We start from the raw sequence: 19394 nt of genomic DNA, 5'->3' as shown, positions 1-19394 counted from the left end.
GTCGGGCGTGCGCGGGCCGAGTGCCGCACGGGGCGGGGCAGCGGGGGCCCGGCACTCCTCACGGTACGTCGAAGGGCTCGGTCGTCCCCGTGAAGGGGCCGGTGGCCGTGCTGCGGCCGTGGTAGCGGAGCCGGTGGACACCTGGCGCGGTGTCCTTCGCGAGGGTCCACGTCACGGTGGCGGTGGAGGTGGTGCGGCCGGTGCGGGTCCAGCGGAAGGTGGTGGACCAGTCGTTGTCGTCTGCGACGCGGGTCCAGGTTCCGCCGGTCCCGGTGGCGCCGGCCCCGAGACGCTCGACGGAGAGATGGGTGCCTCCCCGCCTCAGGTCGTTGTTCGGGTGGGCGGCGACGAAGGCGGCGGTGACCGTGTCGCCGATGCGGGCGAAGGAGAGCACGTCGCCGAAGGCCCGGCCCGGATGCGGGGCGTCGGCGGGCGCGGGGTGCCGCCGCGGGCGCACGGCCGGCAGTGGTTCGGGGACGCCGCGGCGGACGGGGCAGCCGTCGCGCAGGGCGGTGGCGAGTTCGGCGGCGGTCTGGCGGAGGGCGGCCAGCTGCCACCGGCCGAAGAGGGTGCTGCCGCCCTCGTACTCCTGGGCGTCGTACTCCTCGGGCGTGGTGACGTAGTGGAAGTAGCCGTTGCTGTAGCTCGCGACGAGTACGTCGTCGAGGTCCGCGCCGACGATTTCCGCGACGGTACGGCGCAGTCGGAGCCCGGCGACGACGGTGACCTCGCCGGGGATGCCCAGGAGGTGGAGGCGGCCGATGCGCAGGAGCTGGACGGGCACGCGTTCCTGGACCATGGGGCGCAGGACGTTGAGCGGGCCTGCGGGAAGGACGAGCGCCTTGGGGGCGTGGGCGTCGCGCAGGGCGGGCGAGAGGGCGTAGACCACGCGCTGGGAGAGGGCGTCCCAGACGGGGTTGCGGCCTTCGCGGAAGCCTCGGAAGCCCTTGCCGTCGGCCCAGGCTCCGGCGAGGGCGGCGGCGCCGCCGACGGGCGCGCCGGTGCGGTGGGCGCGGCCGTCGCCGGTGAACTCGGGGCCCACTTCGGCGCGGGACAGGCACAGGTGGGTGACGCGGTGGTCGAGGGGGCCGGTGAGCGGCGTGGCCGCGGCGAGGAGTGCGGTGGCCGACTGCTGCTGGCGGGCCCCGGCGAGGCGGGTGTTCTCGTACTCGTTCTCGGTGGGGCCGCTGCCGGGGCGCAGGTTGAGGTTCGGGGACATGTCACCGGCGTTGGTCTGCGCGAACGCGGTGACGAGGGGGAGGGGTTCGGGTGCCAGGTAGTCGGCGCCGCCCTCCAGGCGTTCCCAGGTGTAGGCGGCATACCCCTTGTTGTCGCTGCTGATGAGGGTGTTGGTGTGGGTCATGCTGGTGTTGTGCACGGGGAACCAGTGCACGGCGCCGGTCAGCCGGCCGTCCCGGCGGATGCTCAGCAGGGTGGTGAGCGGGTCGACCGCCCCGGGGAAGTGCGCGCGGTCCCGTTCGGGGTTGCGGTCGAAGGCGCGGCGGGAGCGGTTGGCGCTGACGCCGTGCAGTTCGCCGTGGGCGAGGTCGAGTTCGGCCGGGGCCAGGTCGGCGAGGGCGGCGAGGGCGGCCTCGGTGATGCCGTCGACGATGGCTGCGTACGTCCGGGGACGGAAGCCGCCGGTGTTGCTGTTGTAGAGCGCGTGGTGGAAGTAGCCGCCGGGGCCGCAGTGGGTGTGCGTCGCGGTGATCATGACGTTGGACTCGGTCCAGCCGTCGGGGAGGCGGCGCAGGACCTCCTCGACGAGACCGCCGGAGATCAGCGGCAGGTCGCAGACCACCAGCAGCACGCGGCGGTCGTCCCGCGCGGTGCCCTCCGCGAAGGCGAAGGCGCGGGCGTGCAGGCGGGTGTGGATGCCGGTGGTCTGCTGCTCGGCCTTGCCGTAGCCGAGCATGCCGCACTCGGCGGCCTCCCCGGTGATGTCGGCGATGCCCCGGCCGGCCAGCTCGGTCACGGGGCCTCGCTCCCGGTGGGGGCGGCGGGGCTGGCGGTACGCGCGTGGCCGCGGCGCAGCAGCCAGCCCGCAGCTGCGGCGGCGAAGTTCATCAGGACCCCGTACGTCGCCCCGGGAACGGCCATCTCGGTGCTGCCGACGATGCTCAGGGCGATGGTGATGGCCAGGGTGGTGTTGTGCAGGCCGACCTCCATGCAGCAGGCGATCGCCTGACGCCGGTCGACCTTCAGGAGGCGGGGGACCCAGTAACCGACGCCGAGGCTGACGACGAGGAGTGCGACCGAGACCGGGCCGGTGGCGCCGAGGTACTCGGCGAGGTTCTCGCGTTCCTGGATGAGGGCCCCGACGATGATCAGCGCCAGCACGACCACCGAGAAGATCCGCACCGTCCGGTCCGTGCGCAGCGCGAACTGCGGTGCGCGGGAGCGCACGTACATGCCGACGAGCACCGGGACCAGCACGATCGCGAACACCTGGAGCGTCTTGGTGAACTGGAGGCCGAGCTCCGCGTTCTCCGAGCCCGAGGTGAAGAAGTAGGCCGCGGAGAGGTTGAACACCACGGGGAGGGTCACGACGGAGATCATCGAATTGACGGCGGTGAGCGTCACGTTGAGGGCGACGTCCCCGCCGTAGAGGTGGCTGAAGAGGTTGGCCGTGGTGCCGCCCGGGGAGGCGACGAGCAGCATCATGCCGACGGCCAGGACGGGCGGCAGCCCGAAGGCGAGCACCAGGCCGAAGCAGATCACCGGCAGGAGCACGACCTGGCAGGACAGGGCGACGACGGTGACCTTCGGATGGGACAGCACCCGGCGGAAGTCCGCCGGGACGAGGCCGAGTCCGAGGCCGAACATGATGACGCCGAGGGCGAAGGGGAGCAGAACTGCGGCTATTCCCACGGGGGTTGTCCGTCCGGCCCGTCCACCCGCCCGTCAGCCGGACAAGCCGGGCTGGAGCGATGCGGCGGTGGCCTGTTCCGTGGTGGGGAATGTCATGGTGACTCTCCTCGTCGGGCGGGCCCGGCCGGGCGGCCGGTGATCGTCGTGCCGACTGGATGCTTTCCAAGGGGGTGGGGCCTGTCAAGGAATTCGGCCGGGATCGCTTCGGCCGGACCGCGCCCCACCGAGGCACTGGGCCGCCGGAGCGATCCCGGCTTACCGGCCTGACCTGGGCGAACGGCTCATCTCAGGGCCATTGTCAGTGGCGGGGTGCAGACTGGCCGATACCTGGAGACAACGAGGTCTGGGAGGTGTCGGCCATGTCCGACGTACTGCTCGCTGTAGGCACACGCAAGGGACTCTTCCTCGGCCGCAGGCGCGGCGGCGGGGAGTGGGAGTTCGACGGCCCGCACTTCAACGCGCAGGCCGTGTACGCGGTGGGGATCGACCGGAGCGCACCCTCGCCCCGGCTGCTGGTGGGCGGGGACAGCGCGCACTGGGGTCCGTCGGTTTTCCACTCCGACGATCTGGGCGCGACCTGGACCGAGCCGGAGAAACCGTCCGTGAAGTTCCCCAAGGACACCGGGGCTTCACTGGAACGGGTGTGGCAGCTCCATCCGGCGGGACCGGCCGCGCCGGGCGTGGTGTACGCGGGGACGGAGCCCGCCGCGCTGTACCGTTCCGAGGACCGGGGGGAGACCTTCACGCTCGTACGGCCGCTGTGGGAGCACCCGACGCGCTCGCGGTGGGAGCCGGGCGGGGGCGGCGAGGCCGTGCACACCGTCGTCACGGATCCGCGTGACGCGGAGGCGGTGACGGTGGCGGTGTCGACGGCCGGGGTGTTCCGCACGAAGGACGGCGGAGCGAGCTGGGCGCCGTCCAACAAGGGCGTCTCCGCGGTCTTCCTGCCGGACCCGAACCCGGAGTTCGGCCAGTGCGTGCACAAGATCGCGCAGGACTCCGCCGACCCCGACCGGCTGTACCTGCAGAACCACTGGGGGGTCTTCCGCAGCGACGACGCCGGTGCGAACTGGACGGACATCGGCGCGGGGTTGCCGTCCACGTTCGGATTCGCGGTGGCGGCGCACCCGCACCGGGGGGACACCGCCTACGTCTTCCCCATCACGGCGGATTCCGACCGGGTGCCCGCCGACCGCAGGTGCCGGGTCTACCGGACCTCGGACGCGGGCAAGAGCTGGGAGCCGCTGACGGCAGGACTCCCGCAGGAGGAGCACTACGGGACGGTGCTGCGCGACGGGATGTGCACGGACGACGCCGGGCCTGCGGCGGGGGTGTACTTCGGCAACCGCAACGGCGAGGTGTTCGCCAGCGCCGACGACGGCGACAGCTGGCAGCAGCTCGCCTCGCACCTGCCGGACGTGCTGTGCGTGCGGGCGGCAGTGATCGGCTGAGGGCGGCGGGGGACGGACGCGCGGTGGTCCGCCGAGGAAGGAGCCGGACGTGTCCGCGTGGTCTTCCTGCCGCGCGGTTTTCGTGGTTCCTGCCGCGCGGACGAAGCACAGCGGGCCCATGCCCGACGAACCACAGCGGACCACGCACCGGGGGCCGGGCCGGGCGGACGCCCGGCCCGGCCCCCGTGTGCGCTACGGCAGTCGCCAGTCCACGGGCTGGACGCCCTGCCGGGCCAGCAGCTCGTTGGTCCGGCTGAACGGACGCGAGCCGAAGAAGCCGCGGTCTGCCGACATGGGCGAGGGATGCGCGGATTCGACCGCCGGTACGTCGCCGAGGACGGGCCGCAGGTTGCGCGCGTCCCTCCCCCACAGCACGGCCACGAGCGGCTTGCGGCGCGCGACCAGCGCCCGGATGGCCTGCTCGGTCACTTCCTCCCAGCCCTTTCCCCGGTGGGCGGCGGGCTTGCGCGGGGCGGTGGTGAGCGCCCTGTTGAGGAGCAGGACGCCCTGCCGCGTCCACGGGGTGAGGTCGCCGTTGGAGGGCTCGGGCAGGCCGAGGTCGGTCCGCAGCTCCCGGAAGATGTTCTGCAGACTGCCCGGCAGCGGGCGCACCTCGGGAGCCACCGCGAAGCTGAGCCCGATCGCCATCCCCGGTGTCGGGTAGGGGTCCTGACCCACGATCAGGACCCGTACGTCCTCGAATGGCTGTTGGAAGGCACGCAGCACGTTCGCCCCGGAGGGGAGATAGGTGCGGCCGGCCGCAACCTCCGCACGGAGGAAGTCGCCCATCGCGGCGACCCGTTCCGCCACGGGCTCCAGTGCTTGCGCCCAGCCGGGCTCTACGACTTCGTTCAATGGTTTCGCTGCCACGGAGCGTCACTCTACTGGCGTAGTCCGGTCGGCCCCGCCCCCTCCCCCGGGAGGGGGCGGTAATCTGCCGCCGTCCCCGGGCACAGGCCCGTTCGCCTTCCGTTCTTCTCGTCTCCGGAGCCCTTCATGCCGTTGGAGCAGTACGTACTGGGCGTGGACTCCGGCGGTTCCGGAGTCCGCTTCGGTCTCGCCCGCGCCGCGAGCGGCACGCCGGTGACTTCCCCGGTGGTCTCCGCCTTGCCGGTGCGCACCGGTCCCGAGGGCATCGACGCCGGGCATCTGCTGGAGCAGCTGCTGCCGGCCGCCGCCGAGCTGACGGGCCGGGTCGGGGGTGGCGCTCCGGTCGCCGTGTGCGTGGGCGCCGCGGGGATGGCCACACTGGGCGGCGGCCTGCGGGCCGGGTTGCCGCAGGCACTGGCCGATGGCCTGGGGGTACGGCGCCTGGCGCTGGCCGCCGACGCGGTCACCGCGTACGCGGGGGCGCTCGGGCCGCGGGCGGGGGCGGTGGTCGCCGGGGGCACCGGGCTGATCGCGTTGGGCACGGATCTGCGGGTGTGGCGGCGGGCGGACGGCTGGGGTCATCTCCTCGGGGACTGCGGCGGCGGTGCGTGGATCGGCAGGGCGGGCCTGGAGGCGGCGTTGCGCGCCCACGACGGCCGGCCCGGGGGTTCGTCCGCGCTGCTGGAAAGGCTGGAGGCGGTGTTCGGGCCCGCTGCGGGGCTGCCGGGGCTGCTCTATCCGCGGTCCGACCGCCCTGCGGTGCTCGCCTCGTTCGCACCCGAGGTGGCCGTGTGCGCCCAGAGGGACCCGGTGGCGGACGGCATCCTGCGCGAGGCCGCCCGGCACATCGCCGGGACGGCGCGCGCGGCGTGTCCGCCGCCGGACGGCCCGGAGGCCCGGGTCGCCCTCACCGGCGGACTGCTGAAGCTGGGCGAACCGCTGCTCGGCCCGCTTCGCGCGGAGATGGCCGGGCAGGTGCCGCACGCCCGGCTGGTGCCCGCCGCAGGGGACCCGCTGGCCGGGGCCCTGTCGATCGCCGCCGCGCTCGCGTCGGACACCCTGCCCTTTCCCGACGATTCACACATGTTGCACGTATCGGATTGTCAAGCCCGTTGATTTGAAGGGCATTCACCGGATAAAACAGGACAGATACCTCTCGAATACACCCTCCCCGAACAGCCGGACCTGCAAAGCCAGTAGCATGCGGCGCCATGAGCTCCCCCACTGGGCCCGCTTCCGGCCTGCCTGTACGAATGCCACGACCCCGCCAGCCCGGACGCCATCGCCGTCCGGAGCCCGTGGCCGCTCCCGAGGGTGCGCCCGCACTTGTTCTCGCCGTTCCCGGCGAGCCGACCACCGTCACGCGCAACCTGGCGGAAGAACTCCTCAGCATCGCCCGCTCCGAGCTGCCCGGCCTCGACGCCCGCATCGGCTACCTCGACGGTGACAGCGAGGGCGAGTACCTGACGCTGGACGCCGTGCTCGCGCGCACCGCCGCCGAGCGCACCGCACGTTACGAGCTGGCCGTGGCCGCCGGCCGCGAGGTGGCGGCCCCGGCGGGTCCGGTCGCCGTCGTCGTGCCGTTGCTGGCCGGGCCCGAGGCCTCCACGATGCGCCGGATACGGCAGGCACTGGTGGACAGCCACGCCGCCGCCGAACTGACCGACGTCCTGGGCCCGCACCCGCTGCTCGCCGAAGCGCTGCACGTGCGTCTCTCGGAGGCCGGTCTGTCGCGCGCGGACCGTGCCCGGCTGTTCACGGTCACCACGGCGGCCGACGGCATCGTGCTGGCCACCGTCGGCGGCGAGGAAGCCGTCCAGGCGGCCGGGATCACCGGCATGCTGCTGGCCGCACGCCTCGCCGTCCCGGTGATGGCCGCCGCTCTCGACGAGGAGGGTTCGATCGCCTCGATCGCGGAGCAGCTGCGCGGTTCGGGTTCGGCGAACCTGGCGCTCGCGCCGTATCTGATCGGCCCGGAGGTCGCCTCCGACCTGCTGGAGACCGCGGCGAAGGAGGCGGGCTGCGCGTTCGCCGAGCCGCTCGGCGCGTACCCGGCGATCGGCAAGCTCGTTCTGTCGCAGTACGCGACGGCGCTGGGCCTCACGCCGGCGCAGGCGCAGGGCGCCCCGGTCCACTGACCGCTGCGGAGCGCGTCTGCGCGTGAGGGCCCGTCCCGCCGGATCACCGGAGTGCGGGTCCTCACGCGTACGGCACGCCTGCGTGTACGTACAGCTCAGCCGAAGACCACGCAGGACGCCGCCGGTGCCGCTACCGAGCCCGCGAGGCGCGGCACCCCGGTCTCCGGGTCCACGTCGAGCCAGCTGACGTCGCCGGAGCGCTCATTGGCCGCGTACAGGCGACGGCCCGCCGGGTCCAGCACGAGGTCGCGCGGCCAGTGCCCGCCGCACGGCACGGTGGTGCGCAGCACGGCGCTCGCCCCGTCCGGGGAGAGCGCGAACACCGAGATGCTGTCGTGGCCGCGGTTGGCGACCCACAGGAAGCGTCCGTCGGGGGCGACGACGGCCTCCGAGGCGTAGCTGGCGCCCTGGACGCCGTCCGGGAGCAGGGCCACCTCGTCGAGCGGCGTGAGGGCCCCTGTGACGGCGTCCCAGCCGCAGACGGTGAGGGTCGGCGCCAGCTCGTTCACCACGTACGCGTGCGAGCCGCGCGGGTGGAAGGCGAGGTGGCGGGGGCCGCTGCCGGGCCTCAGGGCCGTCTCCTCGTGGACGCTCAGGGCCCCGGTGCCGATGAGCGTGCAGATCCGGACCGAGTCGCTCCCGAGGTCGACGCTGACCACCCAGCGACCGGAGGGGTCGGGCTGCACCTGATGGGCGTGCGGGGTCTCTTGCCGGTCCTTGTCGGGCCCGCTGCCCCGGTGTTCCAGCACGCAGGACAGCGTCTGCGGGGTGCCGTCCCCCGGGTGCAGCGGCAGGACGGAGACGCTGCCGGAGCCGTAGTTGGCGGCGACCGCGTGCCCTCCTGCGAGCGCCAGGTGGGTGGGCGAGGCGCCGCCGACCTGCACCGGTTCCCCCAGCAGCCGCGGCACCGCGTCCGACGTGTCGAACGCGGCGACCGCGCCCTCCTCCGTCTCGCTGACTGCGTAGAGGAGCTGCCCGCCGGGTGCGAGCGCCAGGTACGAGGGGTCGGCGACGGCGTCGGTCGCGCCGAGCACGGTGAGCGCACCGGTCCCCGGATCGACGGCCGCGGTCGTGATGCCGCGTCCGCCGGCCGAGGTGAACGAGCCGATGAAGGCCCTCGTCCCGTCCCGCTGCGGCTCGCCGTGCAGCCCCTGCCCGCCACCGCTCTCCGATGCCGTGTCACCGGTCATGGTGCAGTCCCCTTCCACCTGTCCGTGCCTGTCCTGCCTGTCCGTGCCCGGCGACCGTAGCAGGGCGGTCTAGACCAACCGTCCGGGAGTTCCGGATCCGTCCCGCCGTCGCCGTGTCCTCGCCCCGTGCGCGGTGCGGCGGCGCGTCCTCGTGCGGCGTGCACAGCGGCGTGAGCCGGGTGTCGTCGTACGTCGGTCCGCCGGGCGGCGTCGCGTCCGTTCAAGATCCCGTGTCCGCTCCGGTTGTTCCGGACGCCGTGGCCGCAGGAGCAGCGACAGCGGGGGTGCCGGTGCCGGGTTCCGGTCCGGCGGCTCGCTGAAGATCCTTGCGCATGCTGCTCGCTTCCCCCGGCAGCGGAGAATCACGCGGACGAGAGGCCCTTCATTTCACGCGTGGCCGGCTCCCGCGCGCACAGGAACCGCCGGATCCCGGAAGCTCGCACTCCGCGAGACCCTGGTGCACGGTGGAGAAGTGACTGCCGTCCACGACTCGCGCTGCCCGGCCCAGCGAGCCCCGGGGCGCTCCCGGGCGCCTTCCGACGGCCGCCGCGAGCGGGCGGGGCAGTCGGCGGCCTCGGCGTCCGTCCGCCCGGAGGCCGCCGCCGTGCCCGTACGCGACGAGGTGGCGCGAAGTCCGGTCCGGTCCGCGCCGCCGGACGCCGCCCGCGCCACGCGCCTCCTGGTCGGGCGCAACCGCCGCGGGAGACCGGTCGGGCCGCGGCCCTGCCCCGTCCACCGCGGCGTCCCGCCCCGCGCCGCCGGCCACGGAGCCGCCGCCCCCGCCCCTGAGCCGCCCCGCGCCCCTTCCTCCTCACGCAGGCACGCCCACGCACCCCTCTGCACCGATACGGAGAAGCACACGTGGCACGCAACGCATTCGCCGACCTGAACGCCCACTGGCGGGCCGCCAACTACCTGGCCGTCGGTCAGATCTACCTCCTGGACAACCCCCTTCTCACGGAACCGCTGCGCCCCGAGCACATCAAGCCCCGCCTGCTCGGCCACTGGGGCACCTCCCCCGGCCTCAACCTCGTCCACACGCACCTCAACCGCGTCATCAAAGCCCGGGGGCAGGACGCCCTGTGCATCTGGGGTCCCGGGCACGGCGGCCCCGCCGTCCTCGCCAACTCCTGGCTGGAGGGCACCTACAGCGAGACCTACCCCACCATCACGCGGGACGCGGAAGGCATGGCGAAGCTGTTCCGGCAGTTCTCCTTCCCCGGCGGGGTGCCCAGCCACGTGGCACCCGAGACGCCCGGTTCGATCCACGAGGGCGGTGAGCTCGGTTACTCCCTCTCGCACGCCTACGGGGCCGCCCTCGACAACCCGGACCTGCTGGTCGCCTGCGTGATCGGGGACGGCGAGGCCGAGACCGGCCCGCTCGCCGCGTCCTGGCACTCCAACAAGTTCCTCGACCCCGTGCACGACGGTGCCGTCCTCCCGATCCTCCACCTCAACGGCTACAAGATCGCCAACCCGACCGTCCTCGCCCGCATCCCCGAAGCCGAACTCGACGCCCTGCTCAAGGGCTACGGACACGACCCGCTGTACGTCTCGGGCGACGACCCGGCCACCGTCCACCGCGAGATGGCCACGGCCATGGACCAGGCGCTGGAGCGCATCACCGCCGTCCAGCGGGCGGCCCGTACGCCCGGGGGCGCGCCGAACCGCCCCCGGTGGCCGATGATCGTGCTCCGTACGCCCAAGGGCTGGACCGGCCCCGCGACCGTCGACGGCGAACCCGTGGAGAACACCTGGCGCTCCCACCAGGTACCGCTGTCCTCCGTACGCGAGAACCCGGAGCACCTGCGGCAGTTGGAGGCGTGGCTGCGCTCGTACCGTCCCGAGGAACTCTTCGACGCGGACGGCCGTCCCAGCGCCCAGGTCCTGTCCTGTGTGCCGGAGGGCGCCCGCCGCCTGGGCGCGACCCCGCACGCCAACGGCGGCCTCCTCACCCGCGACCTGCCGATGCCGCCGCTGGAGGAGTTCGCCGTCCCCGTGGACAAACCGGGCGCGTCCGTGCACGAACCGACCCGGGTCCTCGGCGGGCTGCTCGCCCGGATCATGCGCGACACCGACGGGTCCAGGAACTTCCGGGTGGTGGGCCCCGACGAGACCGACTCCAACCGGCTCGGCGCACTCTTCGACGCCACCGGAAAGGCATGGCAGGCGGGGGTCCTGCCGACCGACGAGTACCTCTCCAGGAACGGCCGGGTGATGGAGATCCTCTCCGAGCACACCTGCCAGGGCTGGCTGGAGGGCTACCACCTCACCGGCAGGCACGGCCTGTTCTCCTGCTACGAGGCGTTCGTGCACATCGTCGACTCCATGGTCAACCAGCACATCAAATGGCTGAAGACCTCCCGCGCGCTGCCCTGGCGGGCCCCCGTGCCGTCCCTCAACTACCTCCTCACGTCGCACGTGTGGCGGCAGGACCACAACGGTTTCAGCCACCAGGACCCCGGCTTCGTGGACCACGTCCTCAACAAGAGCCCCGAGGCGGTCCGCGTCTACCTCCCGCCGGACACCAACACCCTGCTGTCCGTCGCCGACCACGTCCTGCGCAGCCGGGACCACGTCAACGTCGTCGTCGCGGGCAAGCAGCCCGGCTTCGACTGGCTCTCGCTCGACGAGGCCCGCTCCCACTGTGCGCGCGGTGCGGGCATCTGGGAGTGGGCCGGTACGCAGGGCCCGGCCGACGAGCCGGACGTCGTCCTCGCGTGCGCGGGCGACGTGCCCACCCTGGAGGTCCTGGCGGCGGCCCAGCTGCTGCGCCGCCACCTGCCCCCGCTCACCGTCCGGGTCGTCAACGTGGTCGACATGACGCGGCTGCTGCCGCACGAGGAGCACCCGCACGGGATGCCGGACTCCGAGTACGACGCCCTGTTCACCACCGACAAGCCGGTGATCTTCGCCTACCACGGCTACCCGTGGCTGGTGCACCGCCTGGCCTACCGGCGGACCGGCCACCCGCACCTGCACGTCCGCGGGTACAAGGAGTCGGGCAGCACGACGACGCCCTTCGACATGGTCGTGCGCAACGACCTCGACCGCTACCGGCTCGTCATGGACGTCATCGACCGCGTGCCGGGACTCTCCGTGCGCGCGGCCGCCCTGCGACAGACCATGGCGGACATGCGCACCCGCCACCACTCCTGGGTCCGGGCGCACGGGGTGGACCTGCCGGAGGTCGCCGACTGGACCTGGACGGGCTGACCCCGGGGCGGCGCCGGGCCCTTCACATGGCCCGGCGCACCCGGGTCCGGACGCCCGCGGGGCTCGGCGCGTCCGGGGTGCGGGCGCCCGACGTGCGCCGCCTCAGCAGCTTCCGGCCGAGGAGGATTCCGGGCGCGCGCTCAGGGGTGCGGCCAGCTGTTCCAGTGCGCGCACGATCGCGTGGACGTGGACGAGGGCCGTCACCTCGGCGGCGTGCTCCTCGCCGGTGACCACCTCGTCCTTCTCGTACGCGCGTCCCGGCGTCGTCAGGGCTTCCACCGCGCGTTCCACCCGCCAGCAGGCGGCGGTGAGGCGGGCGTCGTGGGACGCCTCCGCGTCCGCGGCGATCCTGGCGAGCGCCCGTACGTCCCGGACGCAGTCGTCCAGCAGGGCCAGCACCTGGCGTGCCCGGTCCTTCCTGCCGCGCAGCGGGCTCAGGGGGTGGACGAGTGGGGCGAGCGAGAGCCGGACGCGTCCCAGCAGGAGTTCGAGTTCGGCCACGCTCCGGGCGGGGTCCGCGTCGGGGTCCCCCGCGAGCCGGGCCGCGGCGTCGGCGGTGCAGGTGTGCACGCACTGCACGGCACGGTGGACCCAGGCGTGGGTCGTCGCATGGGTGGAGACGGGCAGCACGATCAGCACCGCCAGCACCACCCCGAGGGCGCCGACCCCCGTCTCCGCGAGGCGCAGGACCAGGAGGTCGTGGTCCAGGACGCCGAGCAGCCCGTAGAGCAGGCCGGCCATCAGGGTCACCGCGAGCATCATCCAGGTGTACGAGACGGCGGCCGTGTAGAAGATCCCGAAGACGCAGACCGCCACCAGGGCGGCGGTGGGCACCGGCGCCCCGTCCAGTTCCACCGCCACGACCAGGCCGACGGCGATGCCGGTGAGCGTGCCGGCGACCCGGCGGAAGCCGCGGACGAGGGTCTCCCCGCGCGAGGTGGTGTTCACGAAGATCCACCAGACGGTGCCGACGGCCCAGTACCAGCGCTCCTCGGACAGGAACTGCCCCGCTCCGAGGGCTAAGGCGGAGGCCACGGTCGCCTGGATCGCCTGCCGGGTGGTGACCCGGGCCAGGCCGCGGGTGGGCTCGGCGACGGGCACGACGGGCGGCGGCACGCGCCTCTCGTAGCACCAGAAGCCGAACCGCACCGTGGAGGAGGCGGCCAGGGCCAGGAGGACGGCCGCGTACAGCTCCGGCAGTTGTGCGGGGACGGCGTGCAGGAACTGCGTCATGAAGAAGGACATGAACGCGAAGATTCCCAGGGCGTGTCCGCGCGGACCCCAGCGCCTGGCGTAGACCCCCGCGCACACCACGGCGAGGAACGCCCCGTCACGCAGCCACGAGTACTCGTGCAGCGTCGTCGCCAGCGCCAGGACCGGGAATCCGACGACGGGCAGCAGCACGGTGGTGACCGCCTGCTTGCGGACGGTGGAGTCGGCGACCGTGAAGAGGGCCAGCAGTGCGGCCAGCCCGGCCGTGATCGCCGCGGCCAGTGAGTGACCGACCAGGCCGGAGAGCGTCACCGCCAGCCCGATGCCCAGAACGGCCCGGAGCCCGCTGCGCAGGCGCATCAGGCCCGGATCCGGTGCGTGGAAGATCTTCTTCACAGCGGCAGCCCCGCCCCCTCGTGTCGACTTCGCCCGTGGTGTGCCCGTGCAGAGCACATGGAAAAGGCGCCGCTGGTCCGGAGCGGCGTCGTCGCCGGTCCGGCCGCTGTGCGGCGCCCTCAGTGGAGAGAGGTAAGCATCAAGTGGGACACTGGCTCAACTCGACCTGTGAACACTGTGCCAATGGACCAGTGCGACGCGGTACTGGTGGGCCAGAAGAGAGCCAACGGACCATGGAGGTGGCACATGCCCGTGGATGAGCTCGACACCCGCATTCTGCGGCTGCTGATCGAGCAGCCGCGTACCAGCGTCCGCGAGTACGCCAGGCTCCTGGGCGTGGCACGCGGCACGCTCCAGGCCAGGCTGGACCGGCTGGAGCGGGACGGCGTGATCACCGGCACGGGCCCCGCCCTCTCGCCCGCCGCGCTCGGGCACCCGGTGCTGGCATTCGTCCACGTGGAGGTGACGCAGGGGCATCTGGACGAGGTCGGCGAAGCGCTGGCGCGGGTGCCGGAGATCGTGGAGGCGTTCTCGATCACCGGTGGCGGAGACATGTTGACACGGGTGGTGGCGCGGGACGCGATGCATCTGGAGGACGTGATCCAGCGGCTGATCCAGGTGCCGGGGGTCGTCAGGACGCGGACGGAGGTGGCGCTGCGGGAGCGGGTGCCGCACCGGATGCTGCCGTTGGTGGAGGCCGTGGGAAGGGCCGCGCGCGCCCGGTGAGTGGCCCATGCTGGAGGCATGAGCACTCTGCGGCCCCTTGCGGTCGTCTTCGATCTCGACGGCACTCTGGTGGACAGCGAGCCGAACTACTACGCGGCGGGGCGCAGGCTCCTCGCACGGCACGGTGTGCCGGACTTCGGCTGGGAGGAGCACACCCGCTTCATCGGGATCGGGACCCGCGAGACGTTGGAGGTCCTGCGGGGGAAGTACGGGATCGCCGCAGGCGTCGACGAGTTGCTCGCCGAGAACAACAGGCTGTATCTGGAGTCGGCACGTGCCTCCACCGAGGTCTTCCCCGAGATGCGCAAGCTGGTGGAAAGGTTGCACGCCGACGGCGTACCGATGGCGGTGGCGTCCGGCTCGTCGCGGGAGGCGATCGAGGCGGTGCTGTCGGGAACGGGACTCGACGCGCACCTCGGCCGGGTCGTCGTCTCGGCCGAGGAGGTTCCGCGGGGCAAGCCGGCCCCCGACGTCTTCCTCGCCGCCGCTGCGGCTCTCGCGGTGGAGCCCGGACACTGCGTGGTCTTCGAGGACGCGGCACCGGGGGTGGCGGCGGCCTCCGCGGCAGGGATGCGCTGCGTGGCGATTCCGTACGTACGGGGCAGCGAGGACGACCCGGAGTTCGGCACGGCGGAGTTGCTGTTCCGGGGCGGGCAGGCCGAGTTCACGGCGGACGGAACGTACGCCTGGCTGACCGCATGAAGACGTGCGTGAGGGGCGCGGGCGCCGAGCAACGGGACAACTCCTGCGACCTGTAGCAGATGTGGTCCGCGCACGCCTCAACTCCTGGACGTCGTCGCGCGGGTGCGGACGGCCCTTCGATGTACATCCCCGGACCGACGGCACGCGAGGTCCGTACCCCGTAACGTGCCCGCCATGAGACGACGCACCTTTCTGACCGGCGCCGCGGTCACCGCGGCCTCCGTTTCCGGGCTCACCGCCGGCACCGCGACGGCGCAGCAACTCGGCTCCCCGCCCCTGGCGTTGCCGAGGCCCACCGGCGGGCATCCGATCGGCCTGACCGTGCTCCACCTGAGGGACACCAGCCGCACGGACCCCTGGGTGCCCACCGGGAAACGCGAGTTGATGGTCTCGCTGTGGTATCCGGCACGCCGCCCCTCGGGTCCCACCGCCCCGTACATGACGGCCGCCGAGTCCACCTTGTACCTCGCCTCCAGCGGGTACGACCTGCCACTGGACGTGCTGAGCGGTGTGCGCACCCACGCCATCGAGGGCGCGAGGCCGGTCCGCCCCCGTGCGGGGCTCCCCCTCGTGGTCCTGTCGCCCGGTTTCGGCATGCCGCGCGCCACCCTGTCGGGCCTGGCCGAGGAGCTGGCGAGCCGCGGGTTCGCGGTCGCCGCGGTGGGACACAACTACGAGGCCCACGGCACCACCTTCCCGGACGGGCGGACCACGGACCGCGAGGCGGACCGGGACTTCCCGAAGGTCGGGGCGGTGCGCGCCGCGGACGTCACCTTCGTGCTGGACGAACTGACCGCCACACGGTGCGAGTTGCGTACCGGTGTACGCGTCGACGGCTCCCGGATCGCCATGGCCGGGCATTCGGCGGGCGGTTTCAGTACGGTCCCGGCCATGGTGCGCGACCCCCGCGTCCGCGCCGGCCTGAACATGGACGGCGACTTCCACTACCCCAACGACGTCCCGCTGGACCGGCCGTACCTGATGCTCGGACGCCCGAACCGCACACCCGGCGCCCCGAATCCCAGCTGGGACGAGACGTGGCCCGAACTCACGGGCTGGAAGCGGTGGTTGAGCGTCGACGGGGTCCAGCACCTCTCTTTCACCGACGTCGCGCCGCTCGCCAAGCAGCTCGGCCTCGGCCTCCAGGACCTCGACGGCGACCGTGCGGACGCGCTGACCCGCGCGTACGTCGCGGCGTTCGCCGACGCCCACCTGCGCGGACGGCACACCGCACTGCTGGACGGGCCCTCCGCCCGCTTCCCGGAGGTGCGTTTCCACTCGCCGTGACAAGTCGACGCCTGCGCACCGACGTTGGCCATGGTGTGACCGGTGACACACCCCCATCGTCGCGAGGTTAGGCAAGCCTAAGCTAAGTTGATTCCTGTCCGCCTCTCCCAGGAGGCACTTCCGTCCAGGAGGCCCAACCGGCATGCCCACACTCACCCGCCGCATCCGCCGCACGGCGGCCACCGCCGTCGCCGTCGCCGCAGGCAGCGCCCTGACCCTCACCGGGACCGCGTCGGCGCAGCCGCACTCCGGCCCACGTGCCGCCTCTCCTTCCACGGTCACCTCCGCGCAACTCACCGCGGGGCTCTACCAGTCCGCGTATTCGGAGCGCAACCGCGTCCTGTGGGCGACGGCCGCCGTGGGCCGGCCGCCGGTCACCAAGTCGTCGCTGCTGAAGGTCGACCCGGGCACGCTCCAGGTGAAGGCGGCGTACACCCCGCCGGTGACCGATGCCGTCACAGGCGCCGTCGAGGCGGTCTACGGCATCGCCGTGGACGACGAGCACAACACGGTCTGGACGACGAACACCCGCAACGACACCGTGGCCGTCTACAGCCAGCGCGACGGCAAGCACCTGGCGACCCTGCCGGGCGTCGCACACGCCCGCGAGATCGTTGTCGACGAACGACGCAACCTGGCCTGGGCGAGCGGCTTCGGCGACGGCTCCGTGGTCGCCTTCGACACCCGTACCTACAAGGAGAAGAAGCGCGTGACCGTCGCGGGCACCCAGCCCACCGGGCTCGCACTCAACGAGCGCACCGGCACCGTGTACGCCGCCGACCTGGGCGGCGACCGGATCGTCGAGGTCTCCCCGTACGCGAAGGAGCCGCGCCTCATCCCCACCGGTGACGGCCCGATCTCGGTCGCGCTGTCCGCCGACGGCCGCACCGCGTACACCGCGGACCAGGCGGCGGGCACGCTCTCCGTCGTCGACCTGCGCAAGGGCGCCGTCACGAAGACCGTCCCGACCGGCGCGGGCGCCCTGTCCGTTGCCGCCGACCGGCGCTCGGGCAAGGTACTGGTCGCCAACCGGACGGCCGGCAACGTCACGGTCGTCGACCCGCGCAAGGGTGCTGTCGTCGAGACGCTGACCACCGGCGCCAACCCGAACCACGTCACGTTCGTGCGCGGCACCGCGTTCGTCATGGACAAGTCGGCCGTCGGCCCGGAGCGCCAGGACCAGGCGCACCGCATCCGCATCGGCCGCTGACGGCGGCGCAGCCCGGCACGAAAGGCCGGTTCGGGACCCCAGCCTCCCCGCCCGGGTCCCGAACCGGCATTTCGTGCCGCCTTCATGACACCACGTCAGCACTGTCACCGGCGCGCCTGCGGGACCGGGTGCGGGCAGCCGAAAGGGGGCCCGACGCTTTCGCGTCGGGCCCCCTTTCGCAGCTCACCGCATCCGGCCGGGCGTCGGCCGGACGGGGTGGACTCAAGGCGATCGGCCGCCCGTCCGTGGTCCGGCCGCCGTCCGTGCCAGGACCGCCCGGCCGAGGACAGGCGATGCCGCCGGGGGCCGGGCGGCCCTGACCAGGATCAGGCGCCGCTCTCCCGCAGCATGTCCTCGCGCTCGACGAGCTTCACGCGGGCGCGGCCCTGCGGTTCGCCGAGCGCCTTCTCCGCGGCGTCCAGCTTGTACCAGCCGTCCCAGGTGGTGAAGCGGACGTTCCGCTCGCCGAGGAAGGCTTCGACGCTCTCCGGGGCCGGCGAGTCGGGCGCGTGCAGACGGCCGTTCTGGAAGTCGTCGAGCAGGTTGGCGACGGTCTCGTTGGCATCACCCTTGGTGTGACCGATGAGGCCGACCGGACCGCGCCGGATCCAGCCCGTGACGTAGGTCGACCGGAGGTGCTCGCCGGTCTCCTCGATGACCCGGCCGCCCTCGTCGGGAACGGTGCCCGACGCGACGTCCCAGGGAAGCTTGGGCAGCTCGTCGGAGAGGTAGCCCACCGCGCGGTAAACGGCGCCGAGGCCCCAGTCCTTGAACTCGCCGGTGCCCTTGACGTTGCCGGTGCCGTCGAGGGCGGTGCGCTCGGTGCGCAGCCCGACGACCTTGCCGTCGTCGCCGAGGATCTCGGTCGGGTTCTCGAAGAAGTGCAGGAACAGCTTGTGCGGGCGGTCGCCGACGTCGCGGATCGCCCAGTTCTCCAGGGTCTTGGCGACCATGTCGGCCTGCTTGTTGCCGCGCCGGGTGGCGATCGAGCCCTCGTCGTAGTCGATGTCCTCGGGGTCGACGATGACCTCGATGTTGGGCGAGTGGTCGAGCTCGCGCAGCTCCATCGGGCTGAACTTGGCCTGCGCGGGGCCGCGACGCCCGAAGACGTGCACCTCCAGGGCCTTGTTCGCCTTCAGGCCCTCGTGGACGTTCGGCGGGATCTCGGTCGGCAGCAGTTCCTCCGCCGTCTTGGCGAGGATGCGGGCCACGTCGAGGGCGACGTTGCCGACGCCGAGGACGGCGACCTTCTCCGCGTCCAGCGGCCAGGTGCGCGGCACGTCGGGGTGGCCGTCGTACCAGGAGACGAAGTCGGCCGCACCGTAGGAGCCGTCGAGGTCGATGCCGGGGATGTCGAGCGCCCGGTCGGCGGTCGCGCCGGTGGAGAAGACGACGGCGTCGTAGAAGGTGCGGAGGTCGTCGAGGCTGATGTCCGTCGGGTAGTCGACGTTGCCGAAGAGGCGGACCTGCGGCTTGTCGAGCACCTGGTGGAGGGCGGTGATGATGCCCTTGATCCGCGGGTGGTCGGGGGCGACTCCGTAACGGATCAGGCCGAAGGGGGCGGGCATCCGCTCGAAGAGGTCGATGGAGACGCCGGGCTCGGCCGCCACCGCGGATTTCAGCAGCGCGTCGGCAGCATAGATACCGGCCGGACCGGCGCCGACAATTGCTACCCGCAGGGGGCGAGGCATGTTCAGTTTCCCTTCGAGGGGCGGCAAGCGAATCAACCCGAAGCGTAAACTAAGGCACACCTAAGTCAGTAGCCGGGTCCGCTCTATGACGTCATAAGGCTGCCTTATGGGAGTCGTCAGGACTGCTTTGGGTTCTCGTTCCGTTCCGCGGACTCCGTACCGGCTCCCGCCGCGCCGTCTCCCGTAGCCATGTCCGGTCGGCGGCCGGTCCACAGGCCGGCCCGGCCCGCACGATCGCCACCACGACGCGTTCCCCGGTCACATCCGCATGGACCGCCCCGCCCACTTCACTCCTCTGCGACTCGGAGTCGACGACGGGTGCGGCACTGGCGGGCGTGCCGCCGACCGGCAGGTGCGGTACGGGCGGGCGTGCGGCCGGTGGGCACGGCGGGGACAGGTGCCGAACCGGCCAACTTCCGGCCCCCGGGGATGCG

General features: G+C 72.7%; 14 protein-coding genes. 8 read left to right on the top strand and 6 right to left on the bottom strand.

Going from position 1 to position 19394, the window contains the following annotated elements; genetic code table 11:
• Positions 1–58 precede the first annotated feature (58 nt).
• Both ACQPZG_RS29835 and ACQPZG_RS29830 read right to left on the bottom strand, forming a co-directional pair.
• Positions 59–1975 (bottom strand): neutral/alkaline non-lysosomal ceramidase N-terminal domain-containing protein, encoded by a 1917-nt coding sequence (locus ACQPZG_RS29835; protein ID WP_433548789.1) that lies wholly within the window; start codon positions 1973–1975, stop codon positions 59–61.
• A complete protein-coding gene (locus ACQPZG_RS29830) occupies positions 1972–2871 on the bottom strand; it encodes a bile acid:sodium symporter family protein (RefSeq protein ID WP_433548788.1) in 900 nt (299 codons plus the stop codon). The genes ACQPZG_RS29835 and ACQPZG_RS29830 overlap by 4 nt, the downstream gene beginning before the upstream one ends.
• A gap of 359 nt (positions 2872–3230) precedes the next feature.
• Here ACQPZG_RS29830 and ACQPZG_RS29825 point away from each other — a divergent pair, with 359 nt between their 5' ends.
• Positions 3231–4322: a WD40/YVTN/BNR-like repeat-containing protein gene (locus tag ACQPZG_RS29825; RefSeq protein WP_433548787.1), complete on the top strand. Its 1092-nt coding sequence runs from the start codon at positions 3231–3233 to the stop codon at positions 4320–4322.
• A gap of 192 nt (positions 4323–4514) precedes the next feature.
• Here ACQPZG_RS29825 and ACQPZG_RS29820 read toward each other — a convergent pair whose 3' ends face one another.
• Positions 4515–5192 (bottom strand): uracil-DNA glycosylase, encoded by a 678-nt coding sequence (locus ACQPZG_RS29820; RefSeq protein WP_433548786.1) that lies wholly within the window; start codon positions 5190–5192, stop codon positions 4515–4517.
• A 126-nt stretch (positions 5193–5318) separates the two neighbouring features.
• On the opposite strand from ACQPZG_RS29820, the gene ACQPZG_RS29815 reads away from it, so the two are divergent.
• Positions 5319–6308 carry an N-acetylglucosamine kinase gene (locus ACQPZG_RS29815; RefSeq protein WP_433548785.1) on the top strand — a complete coding sequence of 330 codons (990 nt, stop codon included), beginning with the start codon at positions 5319–5321 and terminating at the stop codon, positions 6306–6308.
• A 95-nt stretch (positions 6309–6403) separates the two neighbouring features.
• The gene (locus ACQPZG_RS29810; protein ID WP_433548784.1) at positions 6404–7330 is read left to right on the top strand and encodes a sirohydrochlorin chelatase; all 927 of its coding nucleotides are present in this window, start codon (positions 6404–6406) and stop codon (positions 7328–7330) included.
• A gap of 95 nt (positions 7331–7425) precedes the next feature.
• Here the strand turns inward: ACQPZG_RS29810 and ACQPZG_RS29805 are convergent, their stop codons facing one another.
• The gene (locus ACQPZG_RS29805; RefSeq protein WP_433548783.1) at positions 7426–8520 is read right to left on the bottom strand and encodes a lactonase family protein; all 1095 of its coding nucleotides are present in this window, start codon (positions 8518–8520) and stop codon (positions 7426–7428) included.
• 861 nt (positions 8521–9381) lie between these two features.
• Here ACQPZG_RS29805 and ACQPZG_RS29800 point away from each other — a divergent pair.
• Positions 9382–11736: a phosphoketolase family protein gene (locus ACQPZG_RS29800; protein WP_433548782.1), complete on the top strand. Its 2355-nt coding sequence runs from the start codon at positions 9382–9384 to the stop codon at positions 11734–11736.
• Positions 11737–11838: 102 nt separating this feature from the next.
• Here ACQPZG_RS29800 and ACQPZG_RS29795 read toward each other — a convergent pair whose 3' ends face one another.
• The gene (locus ACQPZG_RS29795; RefSeq protein WP_433549598.1) at positions 11839–13308 is read right to left on the bottom strand and encodes an FUSC family protein; all 1470 of its coding nucleotides are present in this window, start codon (positions 13306–13308) and stop codon (positions 11839–11841) included.
• A 282-nt stretch (positions 13309–13590) separates the two neighbouring features.
• Between ACQPZG_RS29795 and ACQPZG_RS29790 the strand changes: the two genes are divergently transcribed.
• The 4 genes from ACQPZG_RS29790 to ACQPZG_RS29775 all read left to right on the top strand — a co-directional run bounded on the left by ACQPZG_RS29790 (position 13591) and on the right by ACQPZG_RS29775 (position 17269).
• Positions 13591–14070 carry an Lrp/AsnC family transcriptional regulator gene (locus ACQPZG_RS29790; protein WP_433548781.1) on the top strand — a complete coding sequence of 160 codons (480 nt, stop codon included), beginning with the start codon at positions 13591–13593 and terminating at the stop codon, positions 14068–14070.
• Between the two features lie 18 nt (positions 14071–14088).
• A complete protein-coding gene (locus ACQPZG_RS29785; RefSeq protein WP_433548780.1) occupies positions 14089–14772 on the top strand; it encodes an HAD family hydrolase in 684 nt (227 codons plus the stop codon).
• Positions 14773–14946: 174 nt separating this feature from the next.
• Positions 14947–16059 (top strand): alpha/beta hydrolase family protein, encoded by a 1113-nt coding sequence (locus ACQPZG_RS29780; RefSeq protein ID WP_433548779.1) that lies wholly within the window; start codon positions 14947–14949, stop codon positions 16057–16059.
• 142 nt (positions 16060–16201) lie between these two features.
• Positions 16202–17269: a YncE family protein gene (locus tag ACQPZG_RS29775; RefSeq protein WP_433548778.1), complete on the top strand. Its 1068-nt coding sequence runs from the start codon at positions 16202–16204 to the stop codon at positions 17267–17269.
• A gap of 326 nt (positions 17270–17595) precedes the next feature.
• Here ACQPZG_RS29775 and ACQPZG_RS29770 read toward each other — a convergent pair whose 3' ends face one another.
• A complete protein-coding gene (locus ACQPZG_RS29770; RefSeq protein WP_433548777.1) occupies positions 17596–18960 on the bottom strand; it encodes an FAD-dependent oxidoreductase in 1365 nt (454 codons plus the stop codon).
• Positions 18961–19394: the final 434 nt, after the last annotated feature.

The sequence above is a fragment of the Streptomyces sp. CA-294286 genome, from assembly GCF_050947155.1.
GTDB lineage: Bacteria > Actinomycetota > Actinomycetes > Streptomycetales > Streptomycetaceae > Streptomyces.
This window is presented reverse-complemented; position numbering and strand designations above follow the sequence as displayed.

Coding starts and splice junctions, on each gene's coding strand:
- ACQPZG_RS29825 (WP_433548787.1), top strand. CDS start 3,231: ATGTCCGACGTACTGCTCGCTGTAGGCACACGCAAGGGACTCTTCCTC.
- ACQPZG_RS29785 (WP_433548780.1), top strand. CDS start 14,089: ATGAGCACTCTGCGGCCCCTTGCGGTCGTCTTCGATCTCGACGGCACT.
- ACQPZG_RS29770 (WP_433548777.1), bottom strand. CDS start 18,960: ATGCCTCGCCCCCTGCGGGTAGCAATTGTCGGCGCCGGTCCGGCCGGT.
- ACQPZG_RS29775 (WP_433548778.1), top strand. CDS start 16,202: ATGCCCACACTCACCCGCCGCATCCGCCGCACGGCGGCCACCGCCGTC.
- ACQPZG_RS29795 (WP_433549598.1), bottom strand. CDS start 13,308: ATGCGCCTGCGCAGCGGGCTCCGGGCCGTTCTGGGCATCGGGCTGGCG.
- ACQPZG_RS29810 (WP_433548784.1), top strand. CDS start 6,404: ATGAGCTCCCCCACTGGGCCCGCTTCCGGCCTGCCTGTACGAATGCCA.
- ACQPZG_RS29805 (WP_433548783.1), bottom strand. CDS start 8,520: ATGACCGGTGACACGGCATCGGAGAGCGGTGGCGGGCAGGGGCTGCAC.
- ACQPZG_RS29780 (WP_433548779.1), top strand. CDS start 14,947: ATGAGACGACGCACCTTTCTGACCGGCGCCGCGGTCACCGCGGCCTCC.
- ACQPZG_RS29790 (WP_433548781.1), top strand. CDS start 13,591: ATGCCCGTGGATGAGCTCGACACCCGCATTCTGCGGCTGCTGATCGAG.
- ACQPZG_RS29815 (WP_433548785.1), top strand. CDS start 5,319: ATGCCGTTGGAGCAGTACGTACTGGGCGTGGACTCCGGCGGTTCCGGA.